Here is a 26723-nt window from a genome sequence, read left to right on the forward strand (position 1 = left end):
GAGCGTTTCGAATGGCCGATGAGGAGATCCCGCGCGACCCGCGCTGGGCCCTCCCCCTCGCGGCGATCGGCGTCGCCATCGTAGCGATCTTTTGGTACTGGGATTCCCCGACGCTCCTCGCGGTCGGCATGCTCTCGGCGGGCATGTTCGGCATCTTCGGACTGATGTACCTCGGCCTTTCCTACACGGGGCCGAAGTCGCGCCTCTACGGCCTCAAGCCGCTCACGACCCGGCTCCCGGCGATCTCCCAGCCGAAGGGCCACGTCCACTTCCGAACGAAGATGTTCTGGACGATCATCATCGTCCTGCTCTACTTCCTGATGACGAACATCTACCTCTTTGGGGTAGATCAGGCGACCGTCATCGATCTGTTCGCGAGCTACCGCGCGATCCTCGCCGGCGCCCAGGGGACCCTGATGCACCTCGGCATCGGGCCCATCGTCACCGCGTCGATCATCATGCAGTTGTTTGTCGGGGCGAAGATCATCAACCTCGACCTCACGGACGACGAGGACAAGGGGACCTACCAGGGCTCGCAAAAGGTGCTGGTCCTCGTCATGATCTTCGTCGAGGCGATCCCCCAGGTCTTCGGGTACCTGACCCCGTCCGCCTCGCTCGTCACGAGTCTCGGTCAATTCTCTCCCGGCAACGGCATGCTGCTCGCCGACACGATCATCGTGGCCCAGCTCGTCTTCGGCTGCTACCTCGTGTTCCTGATGGACGAGGTCGTCTCGAAGTGGGGGATCGGGAGCGGGATCTCCCTGTTCATCGCGGCCGGCGTGAGCCAGCAGATCGTCCAGGGGACCCTGAACTGGTTACCGTCGGCCGCGGGGCCGATCAACGCCGGGAACCCCCCGAGCGGAACGATCCCGAAGACGATCTGGTTCCTGACGCACCTCAACGCCTCCCAGATGGCCTCGGGGGGTTGGGAGCAAGTGCTCCTGCACGCGCCGAATCCCGTCATCGCGCTGGTCGGGACGGCCGTCATCTTCTTCATCGTGGCCTGGACCGAATCGACCCGCATCGAACTGCCGCTCTCCCACGCGGAGGCGCGAGGGGCGCGGGGTCGCTACCCGCTCCGCCTGATCTACGCATCGAACATCCCGGTGATCCTGATGTCGGCGCTGCTCGCCAACATCTCGGTCGTCACGATCCTGTTATGGACGAATCCCACGCTCGCGCACTTTCCGCTGATCGGCCATCAGTGGTGGATCGGATCGTATCCCGCGAGCTCGGCCGCCGCGCAGCTGTTAGGGGTGGGCGCTACGACCCCATTAACGGGAGGCGCGTGGTACCTCGCCACACCGAACGGGCTCGAGTCCTGGTTCCTACCGCTGCTCAACTCGCAGACGTATGGGGCATTCCTCTTGGGCCATGCGTGGTGGCAATCGCTCGTCCACGTCGCGCTGTACTTCGGGGTCCTAGTCGGAGGCTCGATCCTGTTCGCGAAGTTCTGGATCCAGACGACGAACATGGGCCCCGAGGCCGTCGCGCGACAGATTGAAGCGTCCGGCATGCAGATCCCCGGATTCCGTCGAGAGCCGCGGGTACTGCGCCGCGTGCTGGAACGTTACATCCCCGTCATCACCGTCATTAGCGGCGCTACGGTCGGGGCCCTGGCCGCCGGAGCGGACCTCATTGGTACCGTCGGGAACGCGAGCGGTACGGGCGTGCTGCTGATGGTGGGCATCATCATTAATCTGTACGAGGCCATGGGCCGCGAACAGCTCATGGAGATGAACCCGCTATTGCGTCGGTTCATCGCGGGAGAGGAGTGATGGCCGCAGGGTCCGACGCTCCCCTCGCGAGCAGCACGGCGATCGATTCCGCCCCGGCGCCACCCACAGCCCCACCGGCGACGGCCCCGCCTCCGCCCCGGCGCGGCGGAGGGTTCCGGCTCTCGACGTTCATCCTCGTCTTCCTGGGCCTTCTCGGTCTGTGGATGGTCATCGACACCGCCTTCCGCAACTCGCTCGCGGGTGCCATGGGGACCGGGCCGAGCAGCCCGGGATTCCTCTACACGGCCATCGGGTTCAACAGCCAGTACCTCCTCCTCACGATGGCCATCGCCGGCGCGCTCGAGATGGCGATCACGGCGATCGCCTACAACTTCGTCACCGACTGGATCAAGGCCGCCAAGGTCCAGAAGTGGTCGAGCGCGTTCCGCAAGGTCCAGATGGCGGCGATGCGCTCCGGCAAGAAGGACCGGATCGACTCGCTCAAGCCCTACCAGCAGAAGCTCACGCGACTGTCCTCCGAGGTCTCGATAGCGCAACTGAAGGGGATGGCGGTCACCTGGTTCCTCCTGATCCTCATCTACACATGGGTCGGGCTCGTCATTCAGACCGCGTACAACGCGAACCCCCTCAATGCGAACGTGAACCTCGGCGGGTCGGTGATCGGGCTGCTCAACCCGGTGGTCGGGCCGATCCCGTACTGGTTCCTGATCTTCAGCCTGTACACGGTCCCGCTGTCGTTCATCTTCCGGCGGCTGCTCAAGGACGTCTGGCTCGCCCGCTACGAGCGGAACCACAATGTCCCCCCTCTCCCGACCCCGGCGAGCTAAGCCCGGGGGTCGGGCCGTGATCGACGTCGTGGTCTGCATCGGAGGTCCGCCCGGGAGCGGCAAATCCACGGCCGGCCGCAAGATCGCTGAGCGTTTCGGCCTCGAGTACCGATCCGCCGGCGAGATCTTCCGGACCGAGGCGTCGCAGCACGGGCTCGATCTGGAAGCGTTCGGGAGATACGCAGAGACCCACCCCGAGGTCGATCGGGCCCTTGACCGCGCGATGCAGGCGCTCGCGAAGCCGGGTCGGGTACTGGATGGGCGAATCCAAGGCCCGCTATGCCGACGCCACGGGATCGCCGCCGTCTCGATCGTGATCACCGCCCGCCCGGAGGTGCGCGCGGGGCGCGTCGCCGGACGCGACGCTGAGTCGCTCGACCGCGCGACACGGGAGATCGCGGAACGCGAGGCGAGCGAGCATCGCCGCTACCGCACGCTCTACGAGATCGATCTCGATGCGGAGCCCGCCGACCTCACGATCGACTCGTCCGAACGGTCTCCGAACGAGGTGGTGGAGGAGATCGTGCGGTTCCTCGAGCGGCGGGGGAAGGACTCGTGAGCGGCGACCCCGTGCCCTCGGCGCTCTCCCCCCGCCTCGCCACGGGCGCCTTCCTGCTCGTGGACAAGCCTCGCGGCCCGTCCTCGCACCAGGTCACCGCGTGGGTCCGGGACCTCCTCGGCATCGAGCGGGCGGGCCACGCCGGGACCCTCGATCCCAACGTCTCGGGCCTTCTATGGATCGGCGTGGGCCCGGCCCTCAAGCTCATCCCGCTCGTCCTCGAGTTCCCGAAGCGGTACGTCGGAGCCATGGTCCTCCACGGCGCTCCACCTCCGAAGGAGCTCGCTCGAGTGCTCGCGGAGTTCGAGAGCCCGATCTACCAGACCCCTCCGGTCCGGTCCGCCGTGAAGAGGGAGCGCCGCGTCCGGACGATCCATCACCTTCGGCTGCTCGAAACCGATGGACCCCGGCTGCTCCTGGATGTGACCGCGGACTCGGGCACGTACATTCGCTCGCTCGCGGTCGATATCGGGGAAGCCCTCGGTCTCGGGGGCAACCTGGTGGAGCTTCGGCGCATCGGCACGGGCCCGTTCGACGAGCGCCATTCGATCACCCTCACCACGCTCGCGGACGCCGTCCAGACGGCGCGCGCCGGTGCTCCGGGGGCCCTGGAAGCCGCCCTCCACCCGATGGAGGAGGTCTGGGAGGAATTCCCGCGCCTCGTGCTGAAGGACAGCGCGGCGAGCGCGGTCGCCCACGGCTCCAACCTTGCGGCCGGAGGGATCCTCGGAGCGCCGTCCCGCGCGTTCTTCAAGGACGCCCGGGTGGTGCTCGTCACTCGTTCCGGAGAACTCGTCGCGACCGGAACGGCCCTGTTCGACTCGAGGGAGTTCACGAACGTGCGCCACGGCTGGGTCGTCGACTCCGATCGCGTCTTCGCCGATGCAGAGAAGTTCCCCGTACTTTGGCAGACCCCCCGCTCCCGTCCGAGACCCGCCGATGCGCGCGGCCCCGGCGGCGCTGACGTTATCTGACGCCCCCGCTCGAACCGGCCCGTGGCGGACCCGACGCTCCATGGCCGGGGGCCGAGGATCTTCGCAGCCCTCGGTCGCTGGGTCGTCCGTCATCCGTGGTACCCGATCGCCTTCTGGGTCGTGCTGTTGATCGTGGCGGTGCCGTTCCTCCCACTCCTTGGATCGGTCACCACGAACTCGACCACCTCGCTACCCTCGAGCGCCCCGAGCTCGATGGCCAACCAGGAGCTCGCCCAGCTCTTCCCGAACCAATCCGGAGGCGCCTCCACGTACCTCCTGTTCACCGCCGGGAACATGACCGATACCAACGCCCAGACCTCGATCCTCGCCGTGAGCGAATCGCTCGGGGCGGATCCGAAATTGACGTACGTTTCCGAGATCTCCAACGTCTACAGCGCGTACGCGACCTACCTCGGCGGGCAGGCCCAGATCGCAAGCGGGGTGGTCCAGAGCTCGATCCCGACGCTGCTGCCCGCCGTCAACCTCTCCTCCGCGCTCCTGTGGGGCCCGCCCGCCCTCTTCCTCGGGACGTGGGAGGGGCTGGTCGCGAACCGCACTCCGCCCGCATCGGCCAACCCGATCGCCTACCGCGAGACGAGCGCCGCGCTCGTGAACCAGACCGCCGCTCTCGAGGTTCTCCGCGCGTTCTACGAGGGGTACGGAAGTTCCGTTGCCGGGTTCAACGGAACCGCGAACTGTGCCCGGGATCCGCCGACGGTCGAAGCGTGCACCGACCGGACCGTTCGTTCGAACGTCGCTCCGCTCATCGTTCCGCTCTTCCCCGGTAATCCCGCGGCCCAGAATCTGGCGAACGTCACGCTCGGATCGCTCGGCGTGGAGAACTACACCGCCTACGCGAGCGTGCGAACGACCGCCGCGAACGTCCTCAGTCCCTCGCTCGGACTGCCTCCGAAGTGGGTCGTCATCGTCTGGACGGAGTTCCCTCGGGGGATCTCGTCGCCGGCGGTCGCGACGGCGTGGGCGAACGCGACGGTCGCGAACTCCTCGTACTACGCGGAGCCGCTCCCGATCCCCCATTCGATCTCGGCCGAGTTCGTCAATCCGGCGGGGACCGCGGGCCTGATCGTCGTCTTCTTCTCCGTCGACGACGGCTTCACCGTCGGCGGGGCCAAGCCCGTCTACGACGATATCAACGAGATCAACCGTATCGTGCCCGGGGCCCTCGCCGCGGCCGATCCTTCGCGGGCGATCTCCTTCGAGCAGACGGGCACCTCCGCCCTCGATCTCGCCCAGCAGACCATCCTGAACGAGTCGCTCGGCCTCGTGCTCCCGATCACCGTAATCCTGTTGATGGGGATCACGGCGCTGTACTTTCGCGCCCCGATCACGCCCCTCACGGCGTTCGTGGGGCTCGCGATCGCGCTCGTGCTCAGTCTCGGCAGCACGGTGCTCATCGGCACGTTCATCACGCACGTCGATACCTCGGCCCTGACGCTCGAGGAGGTCTTCGTCCTCGGGGTCGGGACCGATTACTCGATCTTCCTCATCGCCCGGTACCGAGAGGAGCTCGTCGCCGGCCGCGCGTCCAAGGACGCGGTGGTCACGGCGCTGACGTGGGCGGGCCAGAGCGTGGCCACCAGTGGCTCGACCGCGATCATCGCCACGCTCGCCCTCGCCTTCAGCGGGGTCGCCCTCCTGAGCCAGTGGGGTTCCGTGCTCTCGGTCGCGATCCTCATCACGATGATGGCGTCGCTCACGCTGACGCCCGCGCTGCTCGTGCTGGTCGGACCGAGGGTTTTCTGGCCGGCGACGGGGAACCGCTTCCGCACGCAGGCGGCCACGCAGAACGCCCGCATCGCCGGGGAGCGGACGTACTTCTACCGCGCCGCTCGGCTCACCCAACGCCGGCCGTGGACGATCGTGGGGGTCATCCTGCTGCTGTCGATCCCCCTCATCCTGGTCGCGCTGGCCGTGCCGTTGTCGTACGACTACTACGACCAGCTTCCGTCGAGCCAACCGGCCGTGCAGGGGCTCCAGACACTGGGCGCCCACTATGGACCCGGGTTCGCGTTCCCGTCGTACACCCTCGTGTCGTTCTCCGCCCCGCTGATCGTAGGGAACCACACGAACGCCCGAGAATTCTCCGAGATCGCTTCGTTAACGGCCATCGCGCAGTCGACCGGCGGGATCGCTCAAGTGCAATCCCCGGTGGGTCCCTGGGGAGCTCCTCTCTCCACGTGGGAGAACTACTCGACCGCTCCGATTGCTACGCAGCAGAACCTGCACGCCCTGCTCGGCGCGTACGTGGGCGCCGACGGACGGACCGTGCTGCTCACGCTTCAGACCGGCGTGAGCGGCTTGTCGGCGAACGCCATCTCGGCGATCCAGTCGGTCGAGTCGTCGTTCTCGACGTACCAGATCGCCCACTCCGATGTTACAGAGGTCGCCTTTGGCGGAGCGGCCCCCACGACGAGCGATCTCGCCTCCCAGACGGCGCTCGCGACCGAGCGCATGGTCATCGCGGTGGCGATCGGGCTGATCGTTGTGCTGTTCGTCGTGCTGAGGTCCTGGATCATCCCGATCATGGCCGTGGCGACGATCGGTCTGTCGATCATCTGGTCGTGGGCGATCACCTACCTCGTGCTGGGGCGGATCTTCGGCATCGCATTGTTCTTCTTCGTGCCCACGGTCCTGTTCATCCTAATCTTGGGCCTCGGAATCGACTACAACATCTTCCTGTTGACGCGCGTGCGCGAGGAGCGCTTGCGGGGACGTTCTTCGACCAACGCGGCGGTGGAGGGTGTGGCGCGCACGGGCGGGATCATCACGGCCGCCGCCATCATCCTCGCGAGCGCGTTCGCGACCCTGATGTTCGGGAGCTTCGCGCTGCTCGTGGCGATCGGGTTCTCGGTAGCGGTCGCCGTCGTGCTCGACGCGATGGTGATCCGGACCTACCTCGTCCCGGCGGCGCTCCACCTCCTCGGGGACCGCGTTTGGGAGATCCGCCGCCGCGGGCCCGAGCCGGTGGCGGCGTCGAGGACTTCGGACATCGGCCGGGCGACCGAGCCGCCGACGAACTAGAGGTAGCGGGCGCGCGCGCGCTCGACGTGCTGCTCGGCGCCCGAGACGTCCACGACCTCCGCGATCGCACCGTCCGGGTTGATGAAGAACGTCACGCGCTTCGCGGTCCCGATGGGCCGGAGCACCCCGTAGGCTTTCGCCACCCTCTTCCCGTAATCGGCCACCAGCGGGAACGGCAGGCTGTACTTCGTCGCGAACGCCTGCTGATCCGGGCAGTCATCGGTGCTGACGCCCACGATCTGGACCCCCGCCTTCTGGAACTCGGCGTAGTGGTCGCGGAACCCCTTCGCCTCGATCGTGCATCCGGGGGTGTCGGCCTTCGGATAGAAGTAGAGCACCACCGGCTTCCCTCGGAGCGAGGAGAGGCGGAAGGACGAGCCGTCCTGAAGTTTCTCTTGGAAGTCCGGCGCGGGCTGACCTGCTTCGACCATGGTACCGACCCTCGGAGCGCCCACCGGATATTTAGGAGGGAGGGGCCGCGCCGCTCACCCGGCGGATACCGTCACCAGCGTCTCGGTGCCTTTGATGCCCGGGATCCGACGGATCTTCCCGATGACGACGTCCAGCGCCTCGTTGATGTGCTCGGCCTGGACCTTGGCGATCAGGTCGAACGGGCCCGTGACGGCCTGCACTTCCACCACGTGGGGGATCGCCCGGAGCCGCGCGAGGACCTCGTCCAGACGTCCGACCTCGATCTCGATGAGCAGGTAGAGCGTTTCCATGGGGCGGTCGACCGTAGCCGTAGGTTCGATACCGCTCTTCAAGCTAACGAGCCGACCGCTACGGTACGGTCCGTCCCAAAGCGCTATCTTCCCGCTCACGCCGCTCGCCTCGCGCATGGCGTTCGAGTACCTCGACACCCTTACCGAGCGGAGCGTTCGGCTCCGGCCGCACGGGCGGCCGTACGTCGCCGCGTACGTCTGCGGCCCGACCGTCTACGCCCCCGCCCACGTCGGCCACGGCCGTACCTACCTCGCGTTCGACATCGTCCGCCGGTACCTGCGCGACGCCGGGGTCCGGACGCGTCACGTGATGAACGTCACGGACGTGGAAGACAAGATCGACGAGCGCGCCCGCGAGCTCGGGATGACCCCCATGGGACTGGCGCGCCAGGAAGAGCGTCGGTTTTTTCGCGAGCTCGATGCCCTCCACATCCTTCCTCCGACCTTCGCCCCCCGGGCGAGCGCGTGGGTGCCTCGGATGGTCCGTATCGGCCGGCAGCTCGAGCGACGCGGCTACGTCGAGCGTCGCGGCGACAGCTGGTGGTACTCGCCACCGGCGAGCCATACCCGACGCAATTTCAAGCTGGCCGCGGACGTGGCGCGCCACGCGGTCCGGGAGCCAAACGGAGGGGACCGCGGCACGCGCCCCGATCCTAGGGATTTCATGATCTGGAGACGTCAGGAGGCTCCCGTACCGACCTGGTCGAGTCCCTGGGGGCGGGGAGTGCCGGGCTGGCACCTCGAGTGCTACGCGATGGCCCTACACCACCTGGGTGTCCCGGTGGACTACCAAGGCGGCGGGAAGGACCTCGTCTTTCCCCATCACTACGCGCAGAACGAGATCGCCCTCGCGCTCGAGGGCACTCCGTTCGCGCGCGGGTTCATGCACTTCGGTTTCGTGCGCGACGGGGGCTCGAAGATGTCGAAGTCGGTCGGGAACCTCGTCTCCCTCGGGCCTGCGACGCGCGAATACGGCGCGTCCGCGCTCCGATGGTACCTGCTTAGCCGGCCCTATGCCGATCCGCTCGACTGGTCCGATCGCGATGCGGGACGGGCCCGGGCGGCATACCGGGAGATACGCCGCAGGATCGGACGCTCCGTCGCCGGCGGTGCGAGCGGCACCGTATCGGCGGCGCAGGCGTCGCGCTTCGCGAGCGAAGTGGCGCGGTCGATCGAGACGAACCTGGGAGTCGACCGCGCCTTCGAGCGGATCCGCCGATGGACCGATGCCCTCGGCCGAGCGCCTCGGCCGTACGCGCGTGCGGGCGATCGTTCAGCGGTGCGCGCGGCCTACGAGCGGGTGGAGCGCCTGACGGGCCTTGAGCTATTGGGTACCCGATGACGCTACGCTACGTGGGCATTCGGGTGACCGATCTCGATCGCTCGGTAACGTTCTACCGGGAGGGCCTTGGCCTCGTCGAGACGGGCCGCGGATCGATGAACCACGGCGGGCGGTTCGTGCAGCTCGAGGACCCAGAAAGCCGGCAGGCGCTCGAACTGAACTGGTATCCTCCCGGCAACCGCTATGCCACGCCCTTCGTCCCCGGTGAAGGGCTGGATCACCTCGGAGTTGAGGTCCCGGATCTCCGGGCCGTGTGGGATCGGCTTCTGCGACTAGGCGCCCAGGTCGCGATCGCTCCGTGGATCGAGGTCCCGTACCTGATCGGGTTCGTGACGGACCCGGACGGCAACTGGATCGAGGTCCAGAGTCCGCTCCCCGCTCTTCCGGGTTAGAGCCCGCGCCGATCGACGATCACACTGAGGCCGTTCCCGCCGCCCATGCACAGGGTGGCGAGGCCGAGCGAGGTGTTCGAGCGGACCATCTCGTGGACGAGCGTGATCACGATTCGGGCGCCGCTCATGCCGATCGGGTGCCCGAGCGCGATGGCGCCTCCGTGGACGTTGAACTGACGCTCGGTGAACCCGAACGCGCGCATCACGGCGATCGACGCCGACGCGAATGCCTCGTTGTGCTCGACCCGATCGAATTCCTCCGGCGCGAACCCGGTCGCCGCGAGGTGCTTGCCTACGGTGGGGATCGGGGACTCCATCACGTCCGATGGGTCGACGCCCGAGACGCAGATCGAATGGATCCACGCGAGCGGTTTCAGCCTGCGGTGCTCCACCTCGTGCGCGCTCGCGAGCACGAGCGCGGCACCGCCGTCCGCGAGTGAGGAGGAGCTCCCCGCCGTGAGGACCCCGTCGGGGCGGAACGCGGGCTTGAGCCGAGAGAGCGCAACCATCGACGTGTCCGCCCGGGGACCTTCGTCGTGGTCGAGTCCGGGTGACCGAGGTGTGATCCCCGGTGGCACGGCAACGATCTCCGATGCGAAGGTGCCGTCGCGGGTGGCGCGCAGCGCCCGTTCGTGGCTTCTCAGCCCGAAAGCGTCGATCTCGACGCGCGAGAGACCGAGCTTGCGGGCGATCCGCTCACCGGTCAGTCCCATCTCTTCGTGCTCGCCGTAGGCGTCGGTGAGCGCGTCGTTGCGCATCGCGTCGACGAACGGTCGGTTTCCGTACTTGATCCCCCAACGGACCTCACCGTCGACGAGGAACGGAGCGCGCGACATGCTTTCCATCCCGCCCACCAGGACCCGGCCGGCCGCCCCGGACCGGATCTCCGAGTACCCGAGATGCAGCGCTTTCATGCCCGAGCCGCAGACCATGTTGATCGTGCTGGCGCCGGAACTATCGGGGATACCCGCTCCCCGCAGGACCTGCCGCGCCGGGTTCTGGCCGGCACCGGCCTGGATGCAGTGCCCATAGAGTACCTCCTCGATGTCGGCGGGCGGGATGCCGCTCTTTCCGATCGCCGAACGGGCCGCCACGGTGCCGAGCTGGACCGCCGAGAGCTCGCGGAGCGAGCCGCCGTATCTCCCGATCGGGGTGCGGATCGCGCCGACGATCGCGACCGTCCGATCTACCGCGCTCGACATGGGACCTCCGCCATTCGACACGCGGCTTAACGCCGTCGCGTGACGGCGCTGAATTCGGGCCTAGTCTTCCTCGACCCGCGGAGCAAGCAGGAACCGGCCGGAGCCCTTGCCGCCCGCGACGGTGAATTCGATCTTGAGCGGGTACTCGTTCCCAACGTGGAGGGTGACCTCCTCGGCAGAGGTGATGGACTTCATCATCGAACTGAAGAAATCGAGCGGGTACATGCTCTTCACTGGCTCCTTGACCTCGAGTCGGGACAGCCCCGGACCGCCCTTGACCAGATCGAGATCGACCCGGTCGGTCTCCGCTTCCGAGTAGAGGCTGAACTTCTCCGGGTCAACGGCGATGGTGACGTGATCGGAGATGCTCTCGCTTCCCCGGATCCCCTGGCGGATCTCCTCCATACGGACCACCGCGACCGCCGGCGGGCTCACGTTCGGCACCTTGGGGTCGGCGATCCCAGCGGGATCGATCACGGACATGTGCCGGGTGACCTTCCCGACCTTGACGACGAGGCGGCTCTTGCCCCCGTCGTACTGGAGGTCGAGGATGTCGTTCGGCTTGGAGAGCCGGAGCACATCCTTCAGTTTCTCGATGTCGACGCCAATCTCGGTAGGCTCGCCGGTGAACTCCTCGAAGGCGCCCTTGTCGAGCTTGAGCACTAGCATGGCGACGTGGGACGGATCGACCGCCTTGACCTCGAGACCGTCCTTGGAGATCGTGAGCTTGACCTCCGAGACGAGGGTCGAAACGACCTCGACGAGCTCGCGGAGGACCTCGGTGCGGATGCGCGCCTTGAACATGGGAAAACCCTGGGCCGCGACTACGTGTATCACCTCTTTATAGGTTGCCCACCGGCGAGGCGGCCGACGTGGTTTTTGCGCTCGCGCGCGTGCGAGCGGCGTGACCGAGCTCGCCTATCTCGACAGCAGCGACGCCGCCTACGTACGCACGTTCCGCGCGCGGATCCAAGCGCGTCCCCCCGGAGCGGTCGTGCTCGACCGCACGTACTTCTACGCGGTCGGGGGCGGTCAGCCCGCGGACCGCGGCCTCCTCCGCGCCCCGTCCGGGCGCACCGTGGATGTGGTGGACGTCACCAAGAGCGGATCCGCCGTGGTCCACAGGGTGCGGGGTACTCCCGAGGCGTTCGCCGATCTCGCCGTCGGCACCAAGGTGGAGGGGGTCCTCGACTTCGACCGGCGCTATCGCCACATGCGCCTGCACACCGCTCAGCACTTCCTCAGCGCCCGGATCTTCGCCCGGGCCAACATTCGAACCCAGAAGGCGAAGCTCGGGGGCCGAGAAGGGATCCTCGATCTGGAGGGAACGGTAACGGCGGACCTACTTCCGGAGCTCGCGGAGGACGCGGCCGAAGCGCTCTCGCACCCCCGGTCCGTACGGATCCGCCACGTGCCGAGGGCCGAGTGGGACCTGCACCCCTCCGCCCGATCCGGCCTCGTGCGTCTCGCCGCGCACATCGATCCCGTGCGCGTGATCGAGATCGACGGAATCGACGCCTGTCCGTGTGGGGGCACCCATGTTCGATCGACCGGCGAGATCGGCCGGATCGCGATCCGCGACCCGGTTCCCCTCGCCGGAGGGGGCTGCCGCCTCACGTTCACGCTTTTGGAGGAGACGGCCACTCCGAGCGCGTGACGCCGTAGACGTAGACATCGTGCCACCGCGCGTGGTGGAATAGTGCGCCCCGCAGCGATCCCTCCCGCCGGAACCCGATCCGCTCCAGGAGTCGGGCCGAGGGAACGTTCTCCACGTCACAGGTCGCCCCGATCCTCTGGACGGTCTGGGTTCGGAACAGCTCGGTCACCAGGATCTGCACGGCCTCGCGCCCAACTCCCTTTCCGCGTTGGGCAGGGTCTCCGAGCAGGTACCACACGTCGATGTACTCCAGGACCGGATGCGCCCGGTACCAGCCGACACACCCCACGATGGTCCCCGTCGCCCGGAGTTCCACGGCGTACCGCGGATAGAGCGAGCCGGGGTCTCCGGCCGCGCCGGCGAGTCCGGCCGCGAACGCGTCGACCGTGTCGGGCTCGTACCGGTCGAACGGCGCGACGAGCTCCGGATCCTGGTACCATTCGAATAGGAGCGCTGCGTCCTGGGCGGTCGGTGGACGCAAGCGGACCTGAGACCCTTCGAGCACCCTTCCCTCGGTCCGGTCGGAACGGCGGCCGGCGCCGGCCGGGCTCTCATCTGCGGCCCTCTTATATGTACACCCTCCTCGCCGATGAGTGCCATGGGGCCGTCGGCGTCTCGAGGTCCGGTCGTCGTAACGGGCGGCGCCGGTGCGATCGGCCAAGTGCTCGTCCGCGCCCTGCTTCACCGCGGCCACGAGGTCCGGGTCATCGACAACCTCTCTTCCGGACAGAGAAGTGATCTGCCGGATCCCGCGTCGGAGCCTCGCCTCTCCATCCTCCAGGCGGACCTGAGGGAACCGAAGACCTGGGAGTCGCAGTTCGATGGGGCCGAAGCCGTCTGGCACCTGGCTGCGAACCGGGACATCCGGTTGGGCACGAGCCGGCCGGAGATCGATCTGGAGCAGGGCACCATTGCGTCGTTCCACGTGATCGACGCCGCTCGCCGCCACGCGGTCCCGCGGGCGTACCTCACCTCCTCGTGCGTGATCTACGGCTTGCCGACCGTCTTTCCCACGCCGGAGAGCTACGGCCCGCTGGAACCGCAGTCGCTCTACGGCGCCTCCAAGCTGGCGGCGGAAGGACTGTTCAGCGCGTACGCCCACTCCTACGGTCTGCAATCGTACATCTTCCGTCTCGCGAACATCATCGACGCCCGGATGAACCACGGCGTGATCTTCGATTTCTTCGAGAAGCTGAAGAAGGACCCCCGTCGCCTGGAGGTCCTCGGCGATGGACGTCAGGCAAAGAGCTACCTGCGCACCGAGGACTGCGTGGCCGGAATGCTCCTCGTCGCCGACCGCGCGGACGCGAAGGTGAACATCTACAACCTCGGGACCCTCGATCGCATTTCGGTGCGGGAGATCGCGGAAAAGGTGGTGCGCGCCCACGGCGAGAAGGCCCGGATCGAGTTCACCGGAGGGTCCCAGGGCTGGGCCGGCGACGTTCCCCAGTTGCTCCTGAGCATCGACCGTGCGAGTGCCCTCGGCTGGCACCCCTCGTACACCAGCGCCACCGCGGTCGATCGGACGATCGCCGAGGTTGCGCTCGCCCGGGGGCTCGGGCGCTAAGGACTCGCCGATGGCCGGACGCCCTCGCGCTCCCGGGGAAGTGACGGTCATCGTCACGGTCCTGAACGATCCTCGCGTCCGGAGAGCGATCGAGAGCCTACGATCGCAGCATCATGCGATCGCCACGATCGTCATCGACGACGGAGGCGGCCCCTCCGGCGGAATCCGGCGGGTCGTCGAGGAGATCGCCCGCTCCGATCCGCGCGTCCAGTGGCTGGATGCCCCGGGTTCGGTCGCACAGAGCCGGAACACCGCGCTCGCCCGGGTCGATTCGGAGTTCGTGGCCTTCCTGGACGCCGACGAGATCGCCCCCGCCGACTGGCTCGCGCATCTGCTCGCGCCGTTCTCCGACCCTGCGGTCGGCTTCACAGGGGGCCCGACGCCCGCTCTCGCAGGTTCGGCCCGTGGCCCCGGGGTCCGGTACTACGACGGGTACCTGCGCCGCTTCTACGATGTGGTCGCCCGTCGCCACCCCCACGCTCTCCCGATGGGAAACTCGGCGTGGCGCATGGCGGTCTTCGATCGGTGCGGTCCGCTCGACACGACCCTCTCTCTCGGCGCGGGCAACGAGGACCACGACATGGCCGTTCGGACCCTCGAGGCCGGCTGGACGGCCGCGTACGTCCCAGAAGCGTACGTCGAGCACGACTTTTCGGACCTGACCTCCTGGAGGCTCTTGCGCAAGCAATCGCGCTACGCGTTCGGCGGGTTCGCCCTGTGGCGACGGCGGAGCAGCACCTACGAAGCGTCGGGATTGCGCCTCGCGCCGTATGTGGTTCTGCCCGGGCTCACCGTTCTCGGGGCGATCCTCCTCGTACCGGGGCCGACTCGACCGATGGGGGAGATCCTGCTCGGCATCGGTGCGATCGGACTGGGCCTCCTCGCGCTCGGGCTCACGGCCCAGGGGTTCGCTTGGGATCGGACCTATCCCGGGATGCGATATCGGGCGTTCGAGATCCTCCGCCGATGGGCGACCCTATGGGGAGCGGCCCGGGGCTGGCTCCGATTCGGTTGGAGCGGACGACGGCCGGGCGCCGGGGCGACCGCGGCCGACCCTCCGGCGTCGGGCAAACCTTAAACGGCATGCGCCCTCGGCGCGGAGATGTCCCCCCACGCATCGGAATCGTCGGCGCCTATCAAGTCCGGAGAGCTCGTGCAACTCGAGTACGAGCTTTGGGCCGAGGGCGGTGGCCGCACCGATCTCATCGATGCGACGAGCGAGGAGGTCGTGCAGAAGGCGACCGGGACCCTGCCGAGCGGCCGAACATTCGGCCCGCGGCCGCACCTCATCGGGGGAGAATACTTCCCTGCGGGAATCGAGAAGGTCCTCGAGAACGCCCAGATCGGCGAGGAGTTCGAGCGGGAGTTCGCTCCCGCGGACGCCTTCGGCGAGCGGGACCCGAACCTCATCGAACTGTTCTCGATGGGCGAGGTCCAACGCCTCCCCGAGATGCGGCGCGAGGACGCCGAGCTCGACATCGGCACCGTCCTCACCATCCGCGGCCGTCGGGGACGGGTCGTTACGCTCACGCAGGCCCGGGTCCGGGTCGATTTCAACCCACCGTTCGCCGGACGCAAGGTCCGCGCGAAGTTCAGAATCGTCGGCCGCATCGAGGGAGCTGTCGAGCAGGTCCGCGCGCTAATCGAGCTGGAATACGGACACTCCAAGGAGTTCCAGGTCGAGGTTCACGGCAAGTCGATCGTCCTCACGATCCCCGATCGCACCAAGTTCGATGTGGCCTGGTTCGGTGCGAAGCCTCGCGTCGTCGACCATCTCCGCACACAGCTCGAAGCCCATTCCGTCAAGCTCATCGAGGAGTACGTGACCCCGAAAGCGGCGTCCACCGAGACGCCGGTTCCGGCGGCAGCGATCGAACCCACGGCCGAGGCCCCGGAAAAGGGGACCCCGGCGCACTCCCACACGCACTCGCCGAAGTCCGCGTAGAGCCCGGCCCGAGTACGGCCTCGGGGCCCGATGGCGGGATATAGCGTCCGACCCTGACGAGGGCAACGCCCAGCGGGCGTGCGAGGTCGAGGATGGCACAGAAGCGCAAGACGATGACCACCGCTGCGGGGATTCCCGTAGCCGACAACGAGAACAGCCTCACGGCCGGCCCGCGGGGCCCCGTGCTGATGAGCGATCACGAGCTGTTCGAGCGAATGGCCCACTTCAACCGGGAGCGCGTCCCGGAGCGGGTGGTCCACGCGAAGGGGGGTGGCGCCCACGGCACGCTCACGGTCACACGTTCCCTCGCGAGGTACACGCGGGCGAAGCTGTTCCAGAAGGCCGGCAACTCCTGCCCGGCGTTCGTGCGCTTCAGCACCGTCGCGGGAGAACAGGGCTCGGCGGATACGGCGCGGGATCCGCGGGGCTTCGCGATGAAGTTCTACACGGAAGAGGGGAACTGGGACCTCGTGGGAAACAACACCCCGGTATTCTTCGTTCGCGACCCGCTGAAGTTCCAGGATTTCATCCACAGCCAGAAACGTCACCCCGAGACCGGACGGCGCGATCCCACGATGCAGTGGGACTTCTGGTCGCTCTCCCCGGAGTCGCTCCACCAGGTGACGATCCTGATGGGCGACCGGGGGATCCCCGCCACGTGGCGGAACATGAACGGCTACTCCTCCCACACCTACAGCCTGTGGAACGAGAAGGGCGAGCGGTTCTGGGTGAAGTGGCATTTCAAGACGATGCAGGGAAACCGCATCCTGACGGACGCGCAGGGCGTCGAGCTCGCGGGCTCGGCCCCGGACTTCCACCGGGCGGACCTCTACGACGCGATCGAGCGTAAGGAGTACCCGAAGTGGAAGGTCCAGATCCAGATCATGCCCGAGAAGGGGGCGGAGACGTACCCCATCCACCCGTTCGACCTGACGAAGGTCTGGCCGCACAGGGACTACCCCGTCCAGGAGGTGGGGATCCTCGAGCTCAACCGGAACCCAGCGAACTACTTCGCCGAAGTGGAGCAGGCGGCCTTCGAGCCGGCGAACCTTATCCCCGGGATGGGCGCCTCTCCAGACAAGATGCTCCAGGCGCGACTATTGTCCTACGCCGACGCGCATCGCTATCGGATCGGGATCAACTACGTGGCCCTCCCCATCAACCGGCCGCTGGCTCCGGTGAACTCCTACCACCGGGACGGCCAGACCCGCTTCGACGAGAACGGAGGCGGATCGCCCAACTACGAGCCCAATAGCTTCGGCGGCCCCGTGGGCGACCCGACGCTCAAGGAACCCCCGCTGCGGATCTCGGGCGATGCTGATCGCTACGATCACCACGTGGGCAACGAGGACTACTCTCAGGCGGGGGATCTGTTTCGGCTGATGGGCCCGGAGGAGCGCGAGCGCTTGATCGGGACCATCGCACGATCGATGGCCACGGTACCGAAGGAGATCCAGCTGCGGCAGATCGCGCAGTTCACGCGCGCCGACCCGGACTACGGCCTCGGCGTGGCTCGCGCCCTGGGTCTCGAGAAACCCGCGAAGCGCTAGATCCCGGACTCCCGGGGAGCGGAACGAACCGAGGGGGGAAAAACCCCCTCGGTTTGATTGCGTCGTGGCCGAACCGGGCGAGACGCACCAGATCTCTCGTCCGTTCCTTTATGGGACGTTCGCGGCGGGGATCATCGTCGCAGCCCTGCTCATTTATCTTGGCTCCAAGGGCTACATCGGGACGTGGATCCCGGGGAGCCCGTAGGGGTGCGGATGGGCGAGACGACCGAACCGGGTCCCGAGGACGACTACAACCCGAACATGGGTTGGATCGTCGCAGGCATCATCGTCGCGGCGATCTTCGCGGTAGGCGCGGCCTTCTGGTTCACCTTTCACCCGTTCTGAGCGGGCGCGGGGCACCCGGCTCGCTCTGGGATGCGGTAGAGATAGATCCGGTGCTCCAGGTCCACCGCGTCCGGTATCCAACCGATGAGCGGGTGATAGTGAGTAACGATCCGGCTCCCCGGTGCGAGCTCGCGTTCGAGCCGGGGGCTCAGACGGGTCATCGCCGAGGGCCAGAGGAAGGTGGTGACGACCGTCGCGCCGGTGAGATCCGTGCGGAAGAGGTTCTCGCGGCGCACCGTGATCCGCCGGCGCGCGGGGCTCCGCATGCGTCGGAGGGCCAGAATCCCGGCGCGCAGCGGATCGATCTCGATCGCCACGACCCGCGCCCCGCGCTCTTCCGCGGCGCGCATCGCGATCGCCCCGGTGCCCGCCCCGAGCTCGTAGACGGTGTCCGTGGGGCCGATCTCGGCGAGTTCGAGGAGCGCGCCGACCCGCGCCCGGCCGGTGGGCTCATATCCCGCCCCGAACAGGAAGGAACCCAGGAAGAAGTAGATCACCGCGCCCGCTCCGATCGCCACGAAGATCGCGGCCCACGGTAACGCGTCGGCCATCTCGGCGACCGCTAGCGGGACGGGAAGCGCTCGGCGTACAGCTTGCGAGCCGCGGTTTCGGGATCAAGCGTGCGCGCGAGCACACGGTCGACCAGCCCGCGCAGGGCAGGATCCTCGAGGATCCGTTCTCCGACCCGGTCGCGCACCCGGCCGGCAATCTCCTTCGCGAGCCGGCGGCGCTCCTCCTCGCTCCGGCGGCCGCCCGCATCGAGGAACGCTTCGTGGGCGGCGATCGCCTCCCAGAGCCAATCGATCCCGCGGGGCGGCGAGGTCGACGTCGCGACGATGCGGGCCGTCCACCCGTCCCGAGGCCGGCCGGTCCCGGCGAGGTCGGTGAGGTGCTTCTCGGCGCGTTCCGCTCCGGGAAGATCGGACTTGTTCACGCAGAAGACGTCCGCGATCTCGAAGAGGCCGGCCTTCATCGTCTGGACCTCGTCCCCCAGGTGCGGGACGAGAACGACCACGCTCGTCGTCGCGACGTCCCGGATCTCCACGTCGACCTGGCCGCTCCCGACGGTCTCCACGAGGACGATCTCGAAACCCGCCGCTTCGAGAAGGCGCACGCTCGCCCGGGTCGCGATCGCGACCCCACCGGCGTGTCCACGGCTCGCCATCGAGCGGATGAAGACTCCGGAATCCTCCGGCGCGCGATCGAGACGGATCCGGTCCCCCAGGACCGATCCGCCCGAGAACGGGCTCGAGGGATCGACCGCGAGGACCGCCACCGTCCGGCCGAGGCCCCGCAGATGCGCGATGAGCTCGTTGATCACCGAGGATTTTCCGACGCCGAGCGGGCCGGTGATGCCGATGACGTGGGCGCGGCCGGTGAACGGGTAGAGCGCGCGCAGCGTCGGTTCGGCGCTGCGGTCGCCGTTCTCCACGGCCGTGATCAGCCGCGCGAGGGCCCGACGGTCCCCGCGGCGAACGTCCCGGGCCGCCTTCGGAAGCCGTGCCGTGCCTTTCATGTCGAACGGCCGGCGAGCGTGCGTGCCGTCGTCACGATCTCTTCCAGCGACGCACCGGGTCCGAAGATCGCCCGGACTCCGAGCTTCTTCAGCCGGCGGGCATCCTCGTCCGGAATGATTCCCCCGGCAAATACGGGGATGTCGCTGGCCTTCTCTTTCTTCAGGAGCTGGACGATCCGAGGGATGAGCGCCATGTGCGCCCCGGACAGGATCGAGACGCCGACCAGGTCGACATCCTCCTCGATTGCGGCCTGAACGATCGCCTCCGGGGTCTGCCGGAGCCCGGCGTAGATCACTTCCATGCCCGCGTCCCGCAGGGCTCGGGCGACGATCTTGGCCCCTCGGTCGTGCCCGTCCAACCCGGGCTTGGCGATCAGGACCCGGATCGGAGGCTGCTTCACCTGACGGACCATGCGCTCGCCTCCCTCGCGTGGGAGAGCCCCCCCATAAAAAGGGCTTGCCGCCCCCAGTTCGGGCAGTTTCAGAGAAGGGCGGCCAGATCGAGGAGGACGTTGCCGAGGAGGAGGGCGAGCCCGGCGCCGAGCGCGAAGAACAGAACGAGCGGGACCTGCGGGGTGACCCAGACCCGTGCGACTCCCCGCGCGTGGAGCTCCGCGGCCTGCTCGGCCCGCAGCTGGTGATCTTCGGCCGCGGTGTCGAGTTCCATCGGGGGTGCTCCCCGCTCGAGCTTCGGCTCGTGCAGCCAAACGAAGCGTAGGGAGAGCTCGTCGGTTGGGATCGACGTTCCGAGGAATCCTCTCGCGAAGGAGAACTCCCCGCGGCGCGCGTTGCGGATCGCGAGCCATATCGGAACGGCGAGCGCGAGCACCGCCCCATTGATGAGGGCAGTCAGTGCGAACGGAGTCACCTGCAACAGCGCGGTCAGGGTCGTTGTCTGCGCGAGAAGAGGCGTCGACCAGAGCGGGAGGAGCACTGCGACGGTGATCACCGCCTTCGCATCCGCCCCTCCATACAGGACTCGCGCCTCGAACAGGCCCCGCGCCAGCAGCACGGCCGCGTACACCGCGATCGCAGCGACCGGGATGCCGCCCGCACCGAGTCCGTACGCCCACCCCGCGGCGAGCAAAACGACGCCGGTCCCCACGTACAGGGATACCTCGAACAACTCCGGCAGTCGGCTCGATCCACCGCTCCATCGCTCATCCCAGGGGAAGAGGTGCTGGAGCGCAAACCCCGCCACGAGCAGCCAGAGAAGGACGGGACCGAGCCCCGAGCCCGCCACGAGGCTCGCCCCGATCGCTGCGCCGATAAGACCGACGATCTGCCAAAGCCGATCCGGCACCTCTCGCGACCGGGCGTCCCAGCCCGCCGCGAGTCCGAGACCGATCACGAGGGCGAGGATCTCTAGGCCGACGAGGATGCTCGACGTGTCCGTCACCTCATCTCCTACCGTCCCCGACCTAGGACCCGGCTCTTAAACCGAGGGACGCGCCGGCAACTCTTGCGTGCCGTTCCGCTTTTATCGTGACCCCCGTAACTATCGTCGAGCACCCATGTCCGGACCCCCGCTCGCGACTCCCCCGCCGGTCTCCGGGACTCCCGACATGGACGCGTTCGGTCCCCCTGCCCCGCCTCCCGGCCTGTCGCGCCGCCGCGCGCGGTGGACCGCCGTCGGGGCGATGGTGATCGTCGCGATGCTGGTCGTCGGTGGGTTGTTCTGGCTCGGGGTCTTCTCTCCCGGGACCACCCCCGGCACCTCGACGAGCCCCCCGTACTCCTCCGCGCTCGGAGCGGCGTCCTCGATAGCCCAGGGAGCCTCCGGGGGACCCTGGATGATCGTGGCGGGGGTGGGGATCGCCCTCACCTCCAACGTAACGGAGTCGGCGGCCAACATCTCGAGCCAGTTCGCCACCTCGGGATGCATCTTTGCCTGGCAGGGAACTCCTCCGACCTCGGTCACGTTCCCTGCGACGCCGACCCACGCGGCTCCGGGGAGCGCAGGAGCCTGGGCTTTCATCTCCACCAATCCCTTGCTCACCGCGCTCGTGACCTTGGTGACCAACTCGATCGCGACCAACCTGTTCACGATCTCCGGATCGTGCGCGGCGAACTTTGCGCTTCTGAGTTCCCTGCCAGGAAATGTCGTGGATTCGCCGACCGCGGCGGCCTCGGCCAACGCGGCCGGAGGTACCGCGTTCCTCATCGCCCATCCCGGCGCCGAGCGGGTGTACGCGATCGCCGCCGCCGGGCCGCTCGCCTTCTGGGTCGTGACGTACTCCACCTGTCCCTTGAGCTCGAACGCCACTACCACCGGCCTGCAGTTCAACGTGACCGAGTACGCGTCCACGGGAACCCCGGTCATGCCGGGCAGCACAGGGACGGTCACCTGCTCGTCCGGGCCGATCCCATAGGTCATTCTCCGGCGGGCTTTGTAGGGCAATCTCTCGTCAGAACTCGATTGTCCTACGGCCGTCCTGATTCTCCTACGCGCGTCGCGGCATCGATTTTGGAGGATGTCGTGCCGCGAAGGAAATCCGGCACGATCCCGTGCTCGAAAATCTCGTGAATCACCACGGTCAGGTTGTAGGCCAGAATCTTGGCCAGCAGTTCGTTCGTCTGAGCGGTCGGTGTCCGGGATCGGAGCGTCTCACCGAACTTCCGCTTGAGCGCGGAGAACACCGACTCCACATTCGACCGGGCGTGGTACTTGACCTCGAACTCGTCACGGTGCAGTTGGAAGAAGAAGAACGCCTTCCGCCAAAGCTCGGAGTGGGCTTCCGGCCCCTTGTGTCCGCGAGCGGCCGGGCGCGGCTTTGCGCTCGACTTGAAGGGCACGTAGAGGTCGAACCCTATCTCTTGAGCGAGCGCGTAGTTCGCCCGGGAGGAGTACGCCTTATCCGCGTATACCTCCTTGAGCGGGAAGCCGGCTTGAGCGGCCTGCCGAACCAAGGGCGCGAACTCGGGGTTGTCTCCGCCATTCTTCCCGGTGACCGAGGCCCGAACGATAACATGCGTCTTGACGCCGGCGAGCGCGTGGGCCTTGAGCCATATGTGCTCCCGGGCGTCCCCGTGCTTATCCTCCATCCACGCACCGAACGAAGTCGTGCGGATTCCGGTGGAGTCGGGAGCGAAGCCTCCTTCGAGAGCCGCGAGCGGGAACGCGGAGCGGGTGACTAGCTCCTCAAGGACCGGGGTCAATTCCGGGCGGTTCAACGCCTCGGATGAGAGGGTGTAGTGAGGGACCTTCGGAAGCTGGCCGCGCTCCACCGCGAACCCGAAGAGGGAGTGGGCGCGGCGGCAGGAGAGTTGGGAGTAGACCTTCTGCACGGCGCAGAAGAGTTGGTCCGCGAGCGGGATGGGGTGCCGGCCGGCACGGCGAGGATCGCGCTCCGGCTCCGGAACTCCCGCCACAAGGTCCCGTAGAAGCACGTCGAAGAGCCGAACTTCCTCCATCTGGGCGCGGTCGTACGCCGCCCACGCTTGGGGATAACTTACGGGGACCCGCTCACTCTGGACCTCGCCGGACGGTAGGATGGTCTGCTTCTCAAGGTAGAACCGAACCGAGGCCGCATGCTTGCAGGGTAGGTTGCGCTTAGCGAAATCTGGGCAGTTACACGCGACGCTTCCGACTCCCACCGAGACTCGGTAAGCACCGGGGCCGCTTTGGGACTTCACGAGGAATACCCCGTCGTTGACCTCCTCGACCGCTCCGGGGGTGGCGGCGATCTGCCGCCCCTTCTCGGTTCGCTCTGCGTCCATCTGAAGTGCGCCCATCGTCTCCGCCATCGCCGCCATCTGTTCCTTCCTCCCCCACCCGTAGCCTACGTGTAACCTACAGTCTCGGGAGTATTTAAGTGCGTTGTCTACGGGAATGTCCACCCATAGGCTATAGTTATGTAGTCGTCCGCCCGTGAGGGTGATGGGAGAATCCATGCCGGGAACTTTCAGGTCGCCGATACTGCTCGCCCGCGAAGGCTCACCATCGGTCAGAGTGACGATCCCGGAGGGCATCGCTACGGCACTCGAAGCGAAGCCTGGCGGCGTCCTCCTCTGGACGTTGGACCTCAAGGCCGGCCGCGTAACGGTATCGGTGGAGCCGCCTGAGAAGTCGTCTAAGCGTAGCTGAGTCGCCCGAGGCGAACCGGGGCTTTCCGCTCCGCGATGGTTGGTTCCCTTCCGACCGCGAATCGTCACCTGTAGCCCCGATTTCAGTACCCATACCGTCAACTGAAACTGCCAATCCGTGCTTAGGAGACACATCTATTAAATATATGCGTTGCATTTCCGAATTCGATATGGGTTCTCGATTGGTGCCAACAAATCTCACTGCGCATGACTTTGTGGGTCGCTCGGACGAGCCACTACAAGACCTCGGCCCGCAACTGCACCGCAAGAAGATTGTCCAAGCAGTCAAGGCGTCGCCGGATGGAATCAGTACTGGCGAGGTTGCGAAGGCAACCGGGCTCTCCGTGCCAACCGTGAAACGGATTCTTGCGGAGCTAGAGAAAGAGCGCGAGGTGTACTCGAGGAGTCACACCCAGAAGCGCATCCTCATCTGGTATCCTAACGGCAAGATAATTCATCAGTACCTTGAGGTCCAGAGGGAACTTCGCGGGAAAACCTACCGCGTGACAGTGCAAGAGAGTCGCTCGGGCCCTGCTGTCCAAATCCAGGAGCGTCGGTTCTCCTTGCTTGATGGTGAGCGAGTAGAGGGGGCTATCTTCATCGACTATGAATCGGTGGACGACCTCTGCGCACTACTGGCCGAACTGAAGCAGCGTTACGAGTCCTACGAATCGGGGAGAGCAACGTAGATCATGCAGGCCATACTGAGAACTCTCAGCGTTCGGCAGCGCGTCGGTGACAGCATCACCGGGTCCTCCCTATGGGGACCAAGGTTCGAACAAGTTTCCGTGGGGCGCGCCATCCCATCCTTGAGAAAGATTGAGGATGCCGAAGCGATTCTCCGGTGCGGGTTCCTCGAACCTGGTGTACCAATCGAGCTAAACCTTGTTCAATCGGAATCGATGCGATTGAGGCTACGTCAGAGGCTTTTGGTGGACTCGGATACGGCGGGTTGGCTAGACCCAGAAACGCTCCTTAGGACGCACCCATCCCTCGGATACCTGCCACCGGAGCTTTTCTCCGCGCCGAATGTTGCTGGCCTAAAAGCCCTCTCTGACAGCAGTGTCACTGGCGCGGCCGTGGTCCGGTTGCGCTTGAAGGACCCGCCTCTGGAGGAAGGCGAGCTCGACTGGTCGAAGATGGCCGGAGAGAACGTCATCAGCGATGGAGCGTTTTGGCGCAAACTTGCTAAGTCCAACCTGTATCCGACCTTGGTCGGTGACCTACTCTCTCGCGGGGAGAACGTTCGAATCTCGCTGCTGGCCCCGCCTGTCCCTGCGCTCCACGAGGAATTAGGCAAGAGCGCGGACCTGCAGTTCGAATTGAACGCGGCCGCCTCGGCGCTGATGAAACCACCGGCAGGTTCGAGTCCTGCCATCCGTCCCCTGTACTCACTGCACGTCCACCCGAGCGCTCTTGGGCGACCGGAACTCCTACAGCGATCTCTAGACCGGCTTCGCCTTGCTATGGCTGGGTCGGAGTACGGCTACATTGGTGTCCACCTTGCTTTCATCGACATCGGAGCAATCGCGGTTGAGGGAGCTCCTGCGATCCGAACTGCGAAGGATTTCTCGGCCAGAGTGATCGGGATTGCCAGCTCACTCGGCCGCTTTGCCATCGTTAGCGACACCGGCCCCGTCGGACCGACGTTCCTAGATTTGGGCGCGGCCTTCTCGACCTATGGGATGGGGATGACCATGCATCGAACCTACCCGATTATGCGGTCTCCGAAGAAGAAGACCCGCACGACCAAGAAGCGAGTTCGAGAAGCAAAGTATGGCAAGGTTCTTGGCGGACCTTGGAACTACGTTCTACTTAGGTACCGCAACGTCAGGGACCAGAACTGGACGCTGGAGGACCCGGCAGGGAAGTTCCCTAAGGAAGTCCCTCCGAGCCTCAGGGGCGGTCCATACGACCGGTATCGAATCGACTTCAGCAAACCGTACAACACGGCCGTGCAGGAAGTCCTTAACGACCTGAGAGAGCGCGAACTTAACAATCAGACAAACACCCGCCCAGGAAAGGCGTTACTTGGCAAGTCAGACGATTCGACGATAGGCTCATGGGCTTAGGTGTAGGGTAACAGGACATCTGACCGGCCCACTGAACCCCCCGACTTGGCACAGAACAACGAACTCGAATTCATCACGGCCGATGGTCGGCCCGGATCACCCGGTGGGCCGAGCCGCGTACCCTCGTAGAATGGGACAGCTTGCTCGGGCTACCTAACTCGTGGCCACTACCGGCGGCGGGTACTTTGTTTCGACCCTCAGCCGGAAATCGAATTCGCAGAGTCGGATAGGCAACGGGTCGACCCCTCTCGCCGCCGAAATAAGGTTACGGTCGATCTGCTTTCCGACAATGATACCTCGGACCACCTGGCTCGCCTCCCTTCGGTTGTCCTTAACCCACCCGATGTACCTCAAGGTCTGACCCATCACCTTGTCCCCGGCGCGTTCTCGCTTCAACTCAATCACGACCCAGTTACCCTGAGGATCACGGGCGAGGAGGTCGATGATTCCCCGCTCCGTCTGGAATTGGCGACCTGTCGCATCTCCTTCGGCATGGAGCGTCAGACCGGGCTCCAAAAGGGTGAGCCGGTGCTCCAGGATGTCTTCGATTACCTTCTCGTGAACCAGGGTCTGGACGTAGCTCTCGTCGGTTAGGGCAGCGTCCACGAGTGCCCGGCTTCGCGCGGCTTGCAGCGCTTCGACTGCCCGGGGAACGTCGTACCTTGCCTCGTAGATGGTCATCGCGGTGTTGTACGAATTCTCTACGCCAATGTCGCCGTAGTAAGAGAACCACTCCTTCTCATTCTCGAATCGAATGAACGTGGCGGTCTGATGGTGCTGGGTCAGCCTTTGTCTAGCAGGGTCTGATTTGCCCTCTTCGATCCGTAGGGATTGGCGAGTCCGCTCGATGAACCGGCCAGAGGACGAGAATAACGCCCAGGCGTACGGCTGGCATCGCGAAATGCGAGTGTAAAGGGACACCCCGTCGTCGGTGTGCGCAGATTGAGTGGGAACGCTATCGAGGTAATGAACGATCCGCCCTTGGGCCTTCTCGTCAAGCCTCCGCCACCTCCGGATTTGCTCGCAGACTCTATTGGCAGAGTCCTCGGTCTCTGAACGGCAGACAAAGAGATTGTATTCCTCGGCCGTAATGCCTTCAGAAATATTGAGTAGAACCTCGATTAGGATGGCGTAGGGGAAGACCCGGATTTCCTTGTACTGTTCTCCGCGAATAGACAGATTCCAG

29 protein-coding genes are annotated in these 26723 nt (G+C 66.3%); 18 read left to right on the forward strand and 11 right to left on the reverse strand.

Annotated features, from left to right (window positions below; translation table 11 throughout):
* Positions 1-11 precede the first annotated feature (11 nt).
* The 5 genes from secY to VMV28_00365 are packed head-to-tail and all read left to right on the forward strand — an operon-like array spanning position 12 to position 7141.
* Positions 12-1778, forward strand: coding sequence for a preprotein translocase subunit SecY (secY, locus tag VMV28_00345; GenBank protein HUZ79063.1), 1767 nt, complete (start codon positions 12-14; stop codon positions 1776-1778).
* On the forward strand, positions 1778-2566 hold the full coding sequence (locus tag VMV28_00350; GenBank protein ID HUZ79064.1) for an EMC3/TMCO1 family protein: 789 nt from the start codon (positions 1778-1780) through the stop codon (positions 2564-2566). The genes secY and VMV28_00350 overlap by 1 nt, the downstream gene beginning before the upstream one ends.
* A gap of 16 nt (positions 2567-2582) precedes the next feature.
* A complete protein-coding gene (locus VMV28_00355; protein HUZ79065.1) occupies positions 2583-3125 on the forward strand; it encodes a cytidylate kinase family protein in 543 nt (180 codons plus the stop codon).
* On the forward strand, positions 3122-4099 hold the full coding sequence (locus tag VMV28_00360) for an RNA-guided pseudouridylation complex pseudouridine synthase subunit Cbf5 (protein ID HUZ79066.1): 978 nt from the start codon (positions 3122-3124) through the stop codon (positions 4097-4099). Before VMV28_00355 ends, VMV28_00360 begins: the two co-directional genes overlap by 4 nt.
* Before the next feature lie 21 nt (positions 4100-4120).
* Positions 4121-7141 (forward strand): MMPL family transporter, encoded by a 3021-nt coding sequence (locus tag VMV28_00365; protein ID HUZ79067.1) that lies wholly within the window; start codon positions 4121-4123, stop codon positions 7139-7141.
* Here VMV28_00365 and VMV28_00370 read toward each other — a convergent pair.
* Together VMV28_00370 and VMV28_00375 are read right to left on the reverse strand one after the other, a co-directional pair.
* Positions 7138-7572, reverse strand: a complete 435-nt coding sequence (locus VMV28_00370; GenBank protein HUZ79068.1) for a peroxiredoxin — start codon at positions 7570-7572, stop codon at positions 7138-7140. The two genes, VMV28_00365 and VMV28_00370, sit on opposite strands and share 4 nt — an antisense overlap.
* A gap of 54 nt (positions 7573-7626) precedes the next feature.
* Complete coding sequence (locus tag VMV28_00375) at positions 7627-7962, reverse strand: Lrp/AsnC ligand binding domain-containing protein (protein ID HUZ79069.1); 336 nt, start codon at positions 7960-7962, stop codon at positions 7627-7629.
* Positions 7963-7978: 16 nt separating this feature from the next.
* On the opposite strand from VMV28_00375, the gene VMV28_00380 reads away from it, so the two are divergent.
* Positions 7979-9205, forward strand: coding sequence for a class I tRNA ligase family protein (locus VMV28_00380; GenBank protein ID HUZ79070.1), 1227 nt, complete (start codon positions 7979-7981; stop codon positions 9203-9205).
* A complete protein-coding gene (locus VMV28_00385; protein HUZ79071.1) occupies positions 9202-9597 on the forward strand; it encodes a VOC family protein in 396 nt (131 codons plus the stop codon). Before VMV28_00380 ends, VMV28_00385 begins: the two co-directional genes overlap by 4 nt.
* Here the strand turns inward: VMV28_00385 and VMV28_00390 are convergent.
* Both VMV28_00390 and VMV28_00395 read right to left on the reverse strand, forming a co-directional pair.
* A complete protein-coding gene (locus VMV28_00390; GenBank protein HUZ79072.1) occupies positions 9594-10799 on the reverse strand; it encodes an acetyl-CoA C-acyltransferase in 1206 nt (401 codons plus the stop codon). The genes VMV28_00385 and VMV28_00390 overlap by 4 nt on opposite strands.
* 60 nt (positions 10800-10859) lie before the next feature.
* The gene (locus VMV28_00395; protein ID HUZ79073.1) at positions 10860-11603 is read right to left on the reverse strand and encodes a DNA polymerase sliding clamp; all 744 of its coding nucleotides are present in this window, start codon (positions 11601-11603) and stop codon (positions 10860-10862) included.
* Positions 11604-11703: 100 nt separating this feature from the next.
* Here VMV28_00395 and VMV28_00400 point away from each other — a divergent pair, with 100 nt between their 5' ends.
* Positions 11704-12456 carry an alanyl-tRNA editing protein gene (locus tag VMV28_00400; protein ID HUZ79074.1) on the forward strand — a complete coding sequence of 251 codons (753 nt, stop codon included), beginning with the start codon at positions 11704-11706 and terminating at the stop codon, positions 12454-12456.
* On the opposite strand, the gene VMV28_00405 is transcribed toward VMV28_00400, so the two are convergent.
* Entirely contained in the window at positions 12419-12937 is a 519-nt protein-coding gene (locus VMV28_00405; protein ID HUZ79075.1) for a GNAT family protein, read from the reverse strand. The two genes, VMV28_00400 and VMV28_00405, sit on opposite strands and share 38 nt — an antisense overlap.
* Positions 12938-13054: 117 nt before the next feature.
* On the opposite strand from VMV28_00405, the gene VMV28_00410 reads away from it, so the two are divergent.
* From VMV28_00410 to VMV28_00435, 6 genes are all read left to right on the forward strand, one after another.
* The gene (locus VMV28_00410; GenBank protein ID HUZ79076.1) at positions 13055-14023 is read left to right on the forward strand and encodes an NAD-dependent epimerase/dehydratase family protein; all 969 of its coding nucleotides are present in this window, start codon (positions 13055-13057) and stop codon (positions 14021-14023) included.
* 10 nt (positions 14024-14033) lie between these two features.
* Positions 14034-15101 carry a glycosyltransferase gene (locus VMV28_00415; protein ID HUZ79077.1) on the forward strand — a complete coding sequence of 356 codons (1068 nt, stop codon included), beginning with the start codon at positions 14034-14036 and terminating at the stop codon, positions 15099-15101.
* 24 nt (positions 15102-15125) lie between these two features.
* On the forward strand, positions 15126-15968 hold the full coding sequence (locus VMV28_00420; GenBank protein HUZ79078.1) for a hypothetical protein: 843 nt from the start codon (positions 15126-15128) through the stop codon (positions 15966-15968).
* A 92-nt stretch (positions 15969-16060) separates the two neighbouring features.
* Positions 16061-17518, forward strand: coding sequence for a catalase (locus VMV28_00425; protein ID HUZ79079.1), 1458 nt, complete (start codon positions 16061-16063; stop codon positions 17516-17518).
* Positions 17519-17582: 64 nt separating this feature from the next.
* On the forward strand, positions 17583-17723 hold the full coding sequence (locus tag VMV28_00430) for a hypothetical protein (GenBank protein ID HUZ79080.1): 141 nt from the start codon (positions 17583-17585) through the stop codon (positions 17721-17723).
* 8 nt (positions 17724-17731) lie between these two features.
* Positions 17732-17863, forward strand: coding sequence for a hypothetical protein (locus VMV28_00435; GenBank protein HUZ79081.1), 132 nt, complete (start codon positions 17732-17734; stop codon positions 17861-17863).
* Here the strand turns inward: VMV28_00435 and VMV28_00440 are convergent.
* From VMV28_00440 to VMV28_00455, 4 genes are all read right to left on the reverse strand, one after another.
* Entirely contained in the window at positions 17851-18414 is a 564-nt protein-coding gene (locus VMV28_00440; protein ID HUZ79082.1) for a hypothetical protein, read from the reverse strand. The two genes, VMV28_00435 and VMV28_00440, sit on opposite strands and share 13 nt — an antisense overlap.
* 11 nt (positions 18415-18425) lie before the next feature.
* Positions 18426-19379, reverse strand: coding sequence for a methylmalonyl Co-A mutase-associated GTPase MeaB (gene meaB, locus VMV28_00445; GenBank protein ID HUZ79083.1), 954 nt, complete (start codon positions 19377-19379; stop codon positions 18426-18428).
* Complete coding sequence (locus VMV28_00450; protein ID HUZ79084.1) at positions 19376-19792, reverse strand: cobalamin B12-binding domain-containing protein; 417 nt, start codon at positions 19790-19792, stop codon at positions 19376-19378. Before VMV28_00450 ends, meaB begins: the two co-directional genes overlap by 4 nt.
* Positions 19793-19860: 68 nt before the next feature.
* Complete coding sequence (locus tag VMV28_00455; protein HUZ79085.1) at positions 19861-20778, reverse strand: hypothetical protein; 918 nt, start codon at positions 20776-20778, stop codon at positions 19861-19863.
* Between the two features lie 115 nt (positions 20779-20893).
* On the opposite strand from VMV28_00455, the gene VMV28_00460 reads away from it, so the two are divergent.
* Positions 20894-21751, forward strand: a complete 858-nt coding sequence (locus tag VMV28_00460; protein HUZ79086.1) for a hypothetical protein — start codon at positions 20894-20896, stop codon at positions 21749-21751.
* Between the two features lie 52 nt (positions 21752-21803).
* On the opposite strand, the gene VMV28_00465 is transcribed toward VMV28_00460, so the two are convergent.
* A complete protein-coding gene (locus VMV28_00465; protein HUZ79087.1) occupies positions 21804-23135 on the reverse strand; it encodes a transposase in 1332 nt (443 codons plus the stop codon).
* 124 nt (positions 23136-23259) lie between these two features.
* Between VMV28_00465 and VMV28_00470 the strand changes: the two genes are divergently transcribed.
* The 3 genes from VMV28_00470 to VMV28_00480 all read left to right on the forward strand — a co-directional run bounded on the left by VMV28_00470 (position 23260) and on the right by VMV28_00480 (position 25537).
* A complete protein-coding gene (locus VMV28_00470) occupies positions 23260-23466 on the forward strand; it encodes a hypothetical protein (protein ID HUZ79088.1) in 207 nt (68 codons plus the stop codon).
* A gap of 214 nt (positions 23467-23680) precedes the next feature.
* Positions 23681-24154 (forward strand): winged helix-turn-helix domain-containing protein, encoded by a 474-nt coding sequence (locus tag VMV28_00475; protein ID HUZ79089.1) that lies wholly within the window; start codon positions 23681-23683, stop codon positions 24152-24154.
* 3 nt (positions 24155-24157) lie between these two features.
* Positions 24158-25537, forward strand: coding sequence for a hypothetical protein (locus tag VMV28_00480; protein HUZ79090.1), 1380 nt, complete (start codon positions 24158-24160; stop codon positions 25535-25537).
* Positions 25538-25690: 153 nt separating this feature from the next.
* Here VMV28_00480 and VMV28_00485 read toward each other — a convergent pair.
* On the reverse strand, positions 25691-26723 hold a 1033-nt coding region (locus VMV28_00485), incomplete at its 5' end, for an endonuclease NucS domain-containing protein (protein HUZ79091.1).

The sequence above is a fragment of the Thermoplasmata archaeon genome (assembly GCA_035532555.1).
Lineage (GTDB): Archaea > Thermoplasmatota > Thermoplasmata > Lutacidiplasmatales > UBA184 > Lutacidiplasma.

Excerpts from the sequence above, each read along its gene's own strand:
- secY (HUZ79063.1), top strand. The coding sequence starts at position 12 with ATGGCCGATGAGGAGATCCCGCGCGACCCGCGCTGGGCCCTCCCCCTC.
- VMV28_00350 (HUZ79064.1), top strand. The coding sequence starts at position 1,778 with ATGGCCGCAGGGTCCGACGCTCCCCTCGCGAGCAGCACGGCGATCGAT.
- VMV28_00370 (HUZ79068.1), bottom strand. The coding sequence starts at position 7,572 with ATGGTCGAAGCAGGTCAGCCCGCGCCGGACTTCCAAGAGAAACTTCAG.
- VMV28_00380 (HUZ79070.1), top strand. The coding sequence starts at position 7,979 with ATGGCGTTCGAGTACCTCGACACCCTTACCGAGCGGAGCGTTCGGCTC.
- VMV28_00385 (HUZ79071.1), top strand. The coding sequence starts at position 9,202 with ATGACGCTACGCTACGTGGGCATTCGGGTGACCGATCTCGATCGCTCG.
- VMV28_00390 (HUZ79072.1), bottom strand. The coding sequence starts at position 10,799 with ATGTCGAGCGCGGTAGATCGGACGGTCGCGATCGTCGGCGCGATCCGC.
- VMV28_00395 (HUZ79073.1), bottom strand. The coding sequence starts at position 11,603 with ATGTTCAAGGCGCGCATCCGCACCGAGGTCCTCCGCGAGCTCGTCGAG.
- VMV28_00410 (HUZ79076.1), top strand. The coding sequence starts at position 13,055 with ATGGGGCCGTCGGCGTCTCGAGGTCCGGTCGTCGTAACGGGCGGCGCC.
- VMV28_00415 (HUZ79077.1), top strand. The coding sequence starts at position 14,034 with ATGGCCGGACGCCCTCGCGCTCCCGGGGAAGTGACGGTCATCGTCACG.
- VMV28_00420 (HUZ79078.1), top strand. The coding sequence starts at position 15,126 with ATGTCCCCCCACGCATCGGAATCGTCGGCGCCTATCAAGTCCGGAGAG.
- VMV28_00425 (HUZ79079.1), top strand. The coding sequence starts at position 16,061 with ATGGCACAGAAGCGCAAGACGATGACCACCGCTGCGGGGATTCCCGTA.
- VMV28_00435 (HUZ79081.1), top strand. The coding sequence starts at position 17,732 with ATGGGCGAGACGACCGAACCGGGTCCCGAGGACGACTACAACCCGAAC.
- VMV28_00440 (HUZ79082.1), bottom strand. The coding sequence starts at position 18,414 with ATGGCCGACGCGTTACCGTGGGCCGCGATCTTCGTGGCGATCGGAGCG.
- meaB (HUZ79083.1), bottom strand. The coding sequence starts at position 19,379 with ATGAAAGGCACGGCACGGCTTCCGAAGGCGGCCCGGGACGTTCGCCGC.
- VMV28_00450 (HUZ79084.1), bottom strand. The coding sequence starts at position 19,792 with ATGGTCCGTCAGGTGAAGCAGCCTCCGATCCGGGTCCTGATCGCCAAG.
- VMV28_00460 (HUZ79086.1), top strand. The coding sequence starts at position 20,894 with ATGTCCGGACCCCCGCTCGCGACTCCCCCGCCGGTCTCCGGGACTCCC.
- VMV28_00465 (HUZ79087.1), bottom strand. The coding sequence starts at position 23,135 with ATGGCGGCGATGGCGGAGACGATGGGCGCACTTCAGATGGACGCAGAG.
- VMV28_00470 (HUZ79088.1), top strand. The coding sequence starts at position 23,260 with ATGGGAGAATCCATGCCGGGAACTTTCAGGTCGCCGATACTGCTCGCC.
- VMV28_00480 (HUZ79090.1), top strand. The coding sequence starts at position 24,158 with ATGCAGGCCATACTGAGAACTCTCAGCGTTCGGCAGCGCGTCGGTGAC.